This is a genomic window from Salinivibrio sp. HTSP (assembly GCF_003390965.1).
Lineage (GTDB): Bacteria > Pseudomonadota > Gammaproteobacteria > Enterobacterales > Vibrionaceae > Salinivibrio > Salinivibrio kushneri.
Genome location: NZ_PXUD01000055.1, coordinates 20,769 through 27,232, shown reverse-complemented (window position 1 = coordinate 27,232; position 6,464 = coordinate 20,769). Strand labels below are relative to the sequence as shown.

The window sequence follows — 6,464 nt, the reverse complement described above, 5'->3', positions numbered from 1 at the left end:
ACCCTGAGTTTCACCTTCAATCGAGATATAACATGGCGTTGGCATAGTTGCTCCTATCAGTATTTAGTCGTTAGGCATAACCACCTTGGTTATGCGTCACCCCTAATATGCCAATTTCATGCCAACTTTTTTATTGTTTAATATCAGCAAGTTAAAAATTGAGTGACCAATTTTTTGTAAGGGCTGAGCAAAAAGTTGCCAAGCTGAGCAACTTTTTGCTTGCGTAAAAAGATGGCTCGATTGTTAGTGCATAATAAAAATAGCGCCACGTTAATGGCGCTATTTTTCTCACTTAAAAAGCAAACGTTTGCTTTTTGAGTCCAAAAATTACAGGGTAAGGCCGATACGCTTTGCCACCTCGATGTAAGCATCCACAACGCCACCTAGGCCTTGGCGGAAGCGGTCTTTATCCAGTTTTTCTCGGGTATTGGCATCCCACAATCGACAACCGTCGGGGCTAAACTCGTCACCCAGAACAATATTGCCTTGATGATCAACACCAAACTCAAGTTTGTAATCGACCAGCAATAAGTCACCGTCGGCAAACAAGGCTTTGAGAACATCATTCACCTTATAGGTCAGTGATTTCATCGTCGCCAGCTGTGCTTGTGTCGCGTAGCCCAAAGACTCACACAGGGATTCATTGACCATAGGATCGTGCAGTGCGTCGTTTTTTAAAAACAGTTCAAAGGTCGGTGGCGTCAATGCCGTACCTTCTTCGACGCCGAGGCGACGGCAAAGCGATCCGGCCGCGATGTTGCGCACCACACACTCTACTGGGATCATATCGAGCTTTTTCACCACGCACTCGGTATCGGACAATAATTGGTCCATTTGGGTGGGGATGCCCGCCTGCTCAAGCTTTTGCATGATGAAGTGATTAAATTTGTTATTCACTTCACCTTTTCGCTCAAGCTGCTCGACACGTTCGCCATCAAACGCAGACGTGTCATTGCGAAAGTGCAGAACAAAGCGGTGCTCATCCTCTGTGGCATAGACAGATTTTGCCTTACCGCGATACAACTCAGCACGTTTTTCCATTACCTATACTCTCCATTAGGCGCTAAAAGTAAGGGACGCTCACCGCGTCCCTATAAAATTACTCTGATACCTGACTCACTTGGGCAATGACCGCTTTTAGCGCTGGACTCAGCGCTTCTAACGTCGTCTCATCAACGGGTTTGCCATCGCTGTTGGTGACGTTAAGTGATGTGCGGTTGCCGAGATCGCCCAGCAGCAAGGTGTAGCTGTTATCTGGGAACGAAACCGGATCAACGCCAAGGGATTGCCAGCGCTCATCACTTGGCGCAACGTGACGGGTTTTTACCGTGCCCTGCGACTGGTTACGACTTTCTATCGTGAACCCTAAAGGCTTAATGATGGCAGGCAGCTTTTCCCACACTACGTCATAGGGCGCACGAGCAATAATCACTGGCAGGCCACTGCGATCGGTACCAAAGCTAATCGGAATATCTGCTTGACGTTGCTCGGCCAGACGGCGCGCTTCGGCACGCAAGGCCGCATCGTGACTGACCGTGATAAGGTTGGTCATCAAGGTGTTGTAGCGCTCACGCAACGCAGGCGTGAGTGGCTCATCGCTGGCTTTCGCGCGCGAGTCAATCATATTCACCCCTAGCGCAAAACGGCGACCTTGCTCAAGACGCGATAGACGGAAGCGTGCTTGATGGGCGCTGTCTTCTTTTTCCCAAGCAATCCAACCGGTTTCTACTTGGTCTGCGGTTTGTGAGGCCACTGGAATGGTCTGCTCGCTGACCAAACGCTCCACCGTTTGCCACACTTTATCGAGTTGCTTTTCATTGGCAACCGCAAGGGTGACACCGCGGCTATCACGTTGTATCCGTGCGCCCGGGATTAAGTCCAGCACTTGGCGCGGCGGACGAATATCAACGTTCTGACCCACTTCACCATTAAAGTCTTGTGTCGGGATCTGATAATTGGTGGAAAAATACGGCGCTTGATCCGGCAAGGTTTGCCATGGCGACAACGGGGTTGTTTGCAAGTAGCCAAAGTCATCTTTGGCTTGACGACGCTGCTCGACGCCACCACTGCAGGCCACCACACTGGTGGCCATGATGGCACAAAGGCCGAGCTTAAATACTGGTTTCATTGACACTCCAACGGCTTACACCGCACCTGCTACACGCAGTGCTTCTCGCACATCTGGACGCAAGTGCTCGCTTAATTCAGTTAATGGCAGACGAAGGTGTCCATCCGCAATCAAGCCCATTTCGCGGACTGCCCACTTCACTGGGATCGGATTGGCTTCGTCAAACAGGTGGCGATGTAGGGGGATCAAGGTTTCGTTGATGGCATGTGCTTGCTCTGCGTCACCCGCGCGCGCCAGTTTGATCATTTTCGCCATTTGCGCCGCTGCCACATTATTGGTCACAGAGATAACGCCATGCCCCCCAGCCAAGACAAAATCTAGGCCCGTTAAATCATCGCCACTGAATAAGAGGAAATCATCGCCACAAAGTTCCCGATGGATCGCCACTCGGCTTACATCAGCAGTGGCATCTTTAAGACCAATAATATTGTCAAACTCAGCCAATCGCGCCACTGTCTCCGGTTGAATATCGACCGCCGTACGCCCGGGGACATTATATAAAATTTGCGGCAGGTCAGTGGCTTCAGCAATGGCTTTGTAATGCTGGAACAAGCCTTCCTGGGTCGGTTTGTTGTAATAAGGGGTCACGCTTAGACAGGCCGCCACGCCCGAGCCAGCAAACATTTTACTGAAAGTGATGGCTTCGTGGGTGGCATTGGCACCGGTTCCCGCGATAACCGGAATACGCCCATTAGCAAATTCCAAGGTTTTTAGCACAATTTTAATGTGCTCATCCACGGTTACTGTCGACGACTCACCCGTCGTGCCCACTGCGACAATCGCATCAGTGCCCGATTGGATATGAAACTCGACCAGTTTTTCCAGGCTAACGTAATCAACTTCGCCGTGTGCATCCATTGGTGTGACGAGCGCCACAATGCTTCCAGAAACCATGTTCGTCTCCCTTATTAGTGATGCTTGCAATGTTACTTTTGGCGCTGGGCAAACACAAGAATAACCCTGCGTCTAGGCATGTCTTAATCGACATTTTTTCATCGATAGACAATGTGTCTTAACGTTATAATCGAAGAAGGAGGGAGCCTGCGTCAATGGGCAGTCAAATCCTGTCAAGTCAGTGATCCTATTATCAAAAACTTGCGTAATCTCGATCACTCTCTATCATCGTGGACTCGGTTGACCGACAAAAAGGAAACGCAGCGCATGCAAACAATCACCGAAGGCGCCCAAGCGCCCGATTTTTCACTGCAAGACCAAAATGGCGACACCGTCACGCTTAGCCAATTCAAAGGCGACAAACGTGTTCTGGTTTATTTCTACCCAAAGGCGATGACACCGGGCTGTACAACGCAGGCCTGCTCATTACGCGATACCAAAGCTGAGTTGGATGCACTGGATACCGTGGTGCTTGGCATAAGCCCCGATCCGGTGAAAAAACTGGCCCGCTTTGTTGAACGTGATGCACTTAACTTCACGCTGTTGAGCGATGAAGATCATGCCGTCGCCGATGCGTTCGGTGTCTGGGGACCGAAAAAATTCATGGGCAAAGAATACGATGGGATTCATCGTCTAAGCTTTTTGGTCGGCAAAGACGGTAAGATAGAACATGTGTTCAATAAGTTTAAAACCAAGGACCACCACCAAGTGGTGCTTGATTACTTAAACCAAGCGTAACGTCAGTCCACGTTAGCGTTGGCGACAGAGCAGCCTACAGACTAGAAGCGCACGGCCACCGTGCGCTTTTTGTATGATTAACCGACAGGCTTTGCCAACGCCTCCGGATATCCGCGGCGTATCGCAAGCTCGCAAGCGGTATCGATTATTTTCGCGGTGTTGGGGCGCGACAGTGGCTGATAAGAGGTAGGCGAGATCCAACCCGCATCTTCAAATTGCGCCAGTACTTTATTGATGGCCGTCAGCGCCGACGACGCTTTAACAATTTCAAAGCGTGCATAACGCTCACCATCAAACGACACATCCGAGGCACGTAAGGAAGGATCATCCCCGGGGATTTGCTGCGCACCACACAAGGGTTTGCCGCCGACTTCCGCCTGTTTAAATGCCGGTAACCACTGGCCAAAGTGGTCAATCGCACGATCAGTGCGTTCACACACTTCTTGCCAGTCCCAGCCTTTATCGATGTTTTTCACATAACGTGCATCGACAGTCGGTTGCGCCGACTCCGCAGAGCTTTTCACTAAACCACGCTCAAACAAGGTAACATCTTGGGTCATGCCATGGAGTTGGAAAAAACCATCCGGGTAAGGGGTCAATTGTGCCATCCCTTGTGGCGTGCCCCGCTGGCCATGGACAATAATCTCTGGCCATTGATATTCGGTGCTTGTCCAGTGCGCGATATATGCGGCTTTGTATTCCACCAAACGCTTGCGACCAAACCCGGCCATATCATCGATCGTGCCCGTACGGAATCCAGCCGCATTGATCAGATAATCAACCTCAGTGCTTTGTATCTGGCCAGTCTGGTCTTGATAGGTTACCCGCCACCCTGACGAGATGGGCTGAGTATCCATCACTTTGTGATTGAAATTAAGCTGACAATGCGGCGCGTCAGCAAGGGTCAATTGCGCTTCCGCTGCCAGGCGAAAGACGCTAAGCCCGTATTCTTGCACCAGCACCAGTGGGTACTTCATTGCACTTAAATCGAGTGATTGCGCTACTGGCCACATCCACTGGTCAGCGACATCCGTCACGCTGTGATAGTCTTGGTCGCGTAAAGCTTCTAACCGGTCTTGATGATACAAGCGGAAATAATCGCTCGGCTCGCCCATGACTTTATTATCGCTATCGATCTCAACCAATTGCGCGTAGCGCTCGCGCAGGGTTTCTAAACGTGCAATCACGCTGTCGAGCGAGCCTGGGTCTTGCTGAGGAACGGCGAGGACAGTCGGTCGACGATTAACCGAATGCGGATACATGCGCACCGTGGCCACCGACTGTTCGAGTAAGGTCAGGCATTGATCGAGTGAAATTTCACGATACAAATTGCCGCCCGCATGCAGATGACAAATCGGCGGCCCACTGACCAAGCCGGTGCCCGCTTCAAACACCTGGGTATCCACGCCGCGCTCAGCCAAGCGCATTGCTGCTGTGGTTCCTGCAACACCGCCACCTATCACCGCGACGCGAAACTTTTCTACTTGCGTTTTTTCTTGCCTGTGTTCTGCCATGCCAACCCTGTTTTCATTACTACTTCTATGGGCCAAACTGATCACGGCGTGTCGATGTTTACCTGCCGCTCAGCCCCTTTAATTAGGGGCGTGAAAACAAGATGGATCACTCAATCTCTGCTTTGGGATCGTCATCCAGCTCAATCACCGGCAGCGCTTGCCACACCGCTTTCACTAAGGTCGCCAATGGAATAGCAAAAAATACGCCCCAAAAGCCCCAGAGTCCACCGAAAACCAGTACGGCTATTATGATGGCGACGGGATGTAAATTCACCGCTTCTGAAAAAAGCACGGGGACGAGCACATTGCCATCCAGCGCTTGGATAACACCATAGGCGATCATCACATACCAAAAGCCAGGCTCGAGCCCCCACTGGAACAAAGCAACAATCGCTATCGGGAGGGTGACAATCGCCGCGCCGATATAAGGCACCAGCACAGAAAAGCCCGTCGCCACACTGAGTAGCACCGCGTAGCGAAGATCTAACAGGCTAAAGGTCAAGTAGCTGGTCACCCCGACGATAATGATTTCAGTCACTTTGCCGCGGATGTAGTTGGAGATCTGTTGATTCATCTCATGCCCGACTCGAGAGGCAAGACGACGATTACGCGGCAACAAGCCTTTAAACATCGCCAGCATTTGCGCTTTGTCTTTGAGCAAAAAGAACACCAGCAGCGGCACCAAAATCAGGTATACCGCTACCGCGACTAAGTTGACCAAAGACGCCAATGAACCTTTTACCAGTGTTTCACCCAGGTTAAGCACTTTATTTTGCAAGGTGTCGACAAAGGTGTTGACCATATGCGGATTAATCAGCTCTGGGTAGCGTTCTGGCAAACTCAGCATCAGTGCTTGCATGTTGTTAAACATATTTGGCACATCAGCGACCAAACTGACCCCTTGGTTCCATATGGTCGGCACCAACCCAAATAATGCCATCAAGGTTAAGCTGACAAACACAGTCAATACCACCAGCACTGACAACACGCGGGGCAACCCCAACCGACAGAGACGATTGACCGGCCAATCGAGTAGATAGGCCATCACGATCGCCACCAGCAATGGGGCGAGCAAATTGCCAAAAAAGTAGATGGTAATAAAACCAAAAAGGAGGATCGCCACCAGGCTTACCGCATGTGGGTCAGAAAAACGTCGCCGATACCAGCGATGTAACATATCAAACATAAAA

Annotated in this window: 6 protein-coding genes; 1 reads left to right on the top strand and 5 read right to left on the bottom strand. The window is 50.8% G+C overall.

The window, feature by feature from the left end; all coding sequences use genetic code 11:
- Positions 1 to 327: 327 nt before the first annotated feature.
- Genes purC through dapA form a run of 3 tightly spaced genes read right to left on the bottom strand, consistent with a single transcriptional unit; the run spans position 328 to position 3,022 of the window.
- Entirely contained in the window at positions 328 to 1,041 is a 714-nt protein-coding gene (purC, locus tag C7A19_RS11215) for a phosphoribosylaminoimidazolesuccinocarboxamide synthase (RefSeq protein ID WP_069361112.1), read from the bottom strand.
- A gap of 58 nt (positions 1,042 to 1,099) precedes the next feature.
- Positions 1,100 to 2,128 (bottom strand): outer membrane protein assembly factor BamC, encoded by a 1,029-nt coding sequence (bamC, locus tag C7A19_RS11210; protein WP_116644903.1) that lies wholly within the window; start codon positions 2,126 to 2,128, stop codon positions 1,100 to 1,102.
- A gap of 15 nt (positions 2,129 to 2,143) precedes the next feature.
- Positions 2,144 to 3,022 (bottom strand): 4-hydroxy-tetrahydrodipicolinate synthase, encoded by an 879-nt coding sequence (dapA, locus tag C7A19_RS11205; protein WP_069361114.1) that lies wholly within the window; start codon positions 3,020 to 3,022, stop codon positions 2,144 to 2,146.
- Positions 3,023 to 3,289: 267 nt separating this feature from the next.
- Here dapA and bcp point away from each other — a divergent pair, with 267 nt between their 5' ends.
- On the top strand, positions 3,290 to 3,760 hold the full coding sequence (gene bcp / locus C7A19_RS11200; RefSeq protein ID WP_046073724.1) for a thioredoxin-dependent thiol peroxidase: 471 nt from the start codon (positions 3,290 to 3,292) through the stop codon (positions 3,758 to 3,760).
- A 77-nt stretch (positions 3,761 to 3,837) separates the two neighbouring features.
- On the opposite strand, the gene C7A19_RS11195 is transcribed toward bcp, so the two are convergent.
- Together C7A19_RS11195 and C7A19_RS11190 are read right to left on the bottom strand one after the other, a co-directional pair.
- On the bottom strand, positions 3,838 to 5,274 hold the full coding sequence (locus C7A19_RS11195) for an FAD-dependent oxidoreductase (protein ID WP_116644901.1): 1,437 nt from the start codon (positions 5,272 to 5,274) through the stop codon (positions 3,838 to 3,840).
- Between the two features lie 106 nt (positions 5,275 to 5,380).
- Complete coding sequence (locus C7A19_RS11190; protein ID WP_069361116.1) at positions 5,381 to 6,460, bottom strand: AI-2E family transporter; 1,080 nt, start codon at positions 6,458 to 6,460, stop codon at positions 5,381 to 5,383.
- Positions 6,461 to 6,464: the final 4 nt, after the last annotated feature.

What these genes read in the sequence shown, in the direction of transcription:
- C7A19_RS11195 (WP_116644901.1), bottom strand. Translation starts at nt 5,274, where the DNA reads ATGGCAGAACACAGGCAAGAAAAAACGCAAGTAGAAAAGTTTCGCGTC.
- C7A19_RS11190 (WP_069361116.1), bottom strand. Translation starts at nt 6,460, where the DNA reads ATGTTTGATATGTTACATCGCTGGTATCGGCGACGTTTTTCTGACCCA.
- dapA (WP_069361114.1), bottom strand. Translation starts at nt 3,022, where the DNA reads ATGGTTTCTGGAAGCATTGTGGCGCTCGTCACACCAATGGATGCACAC.
- purC (WP_069361112.1), bottom strand. Translation starts at nt 1,041, where the DNA reads ATGGAAAAACGTGCTGAGTTGTATCGCGGTAAGGCAAAATCTGTCTAT.
- bcp (WP_046073724.1), top strand. Translation starts at nt 3,290, where the DNA reads ATGCAAACAATCACCGAAGGCGCCCAAGCGCCCGATTTTTCACTGCAA.
- bamC (WP_116644903.1), bottom strand. Translation starts at nt 2,128, where the DNA reads ATGAAACCAGTATTTAAGCTCGGCCTTTGTGCCATCATGGCCACCAGT.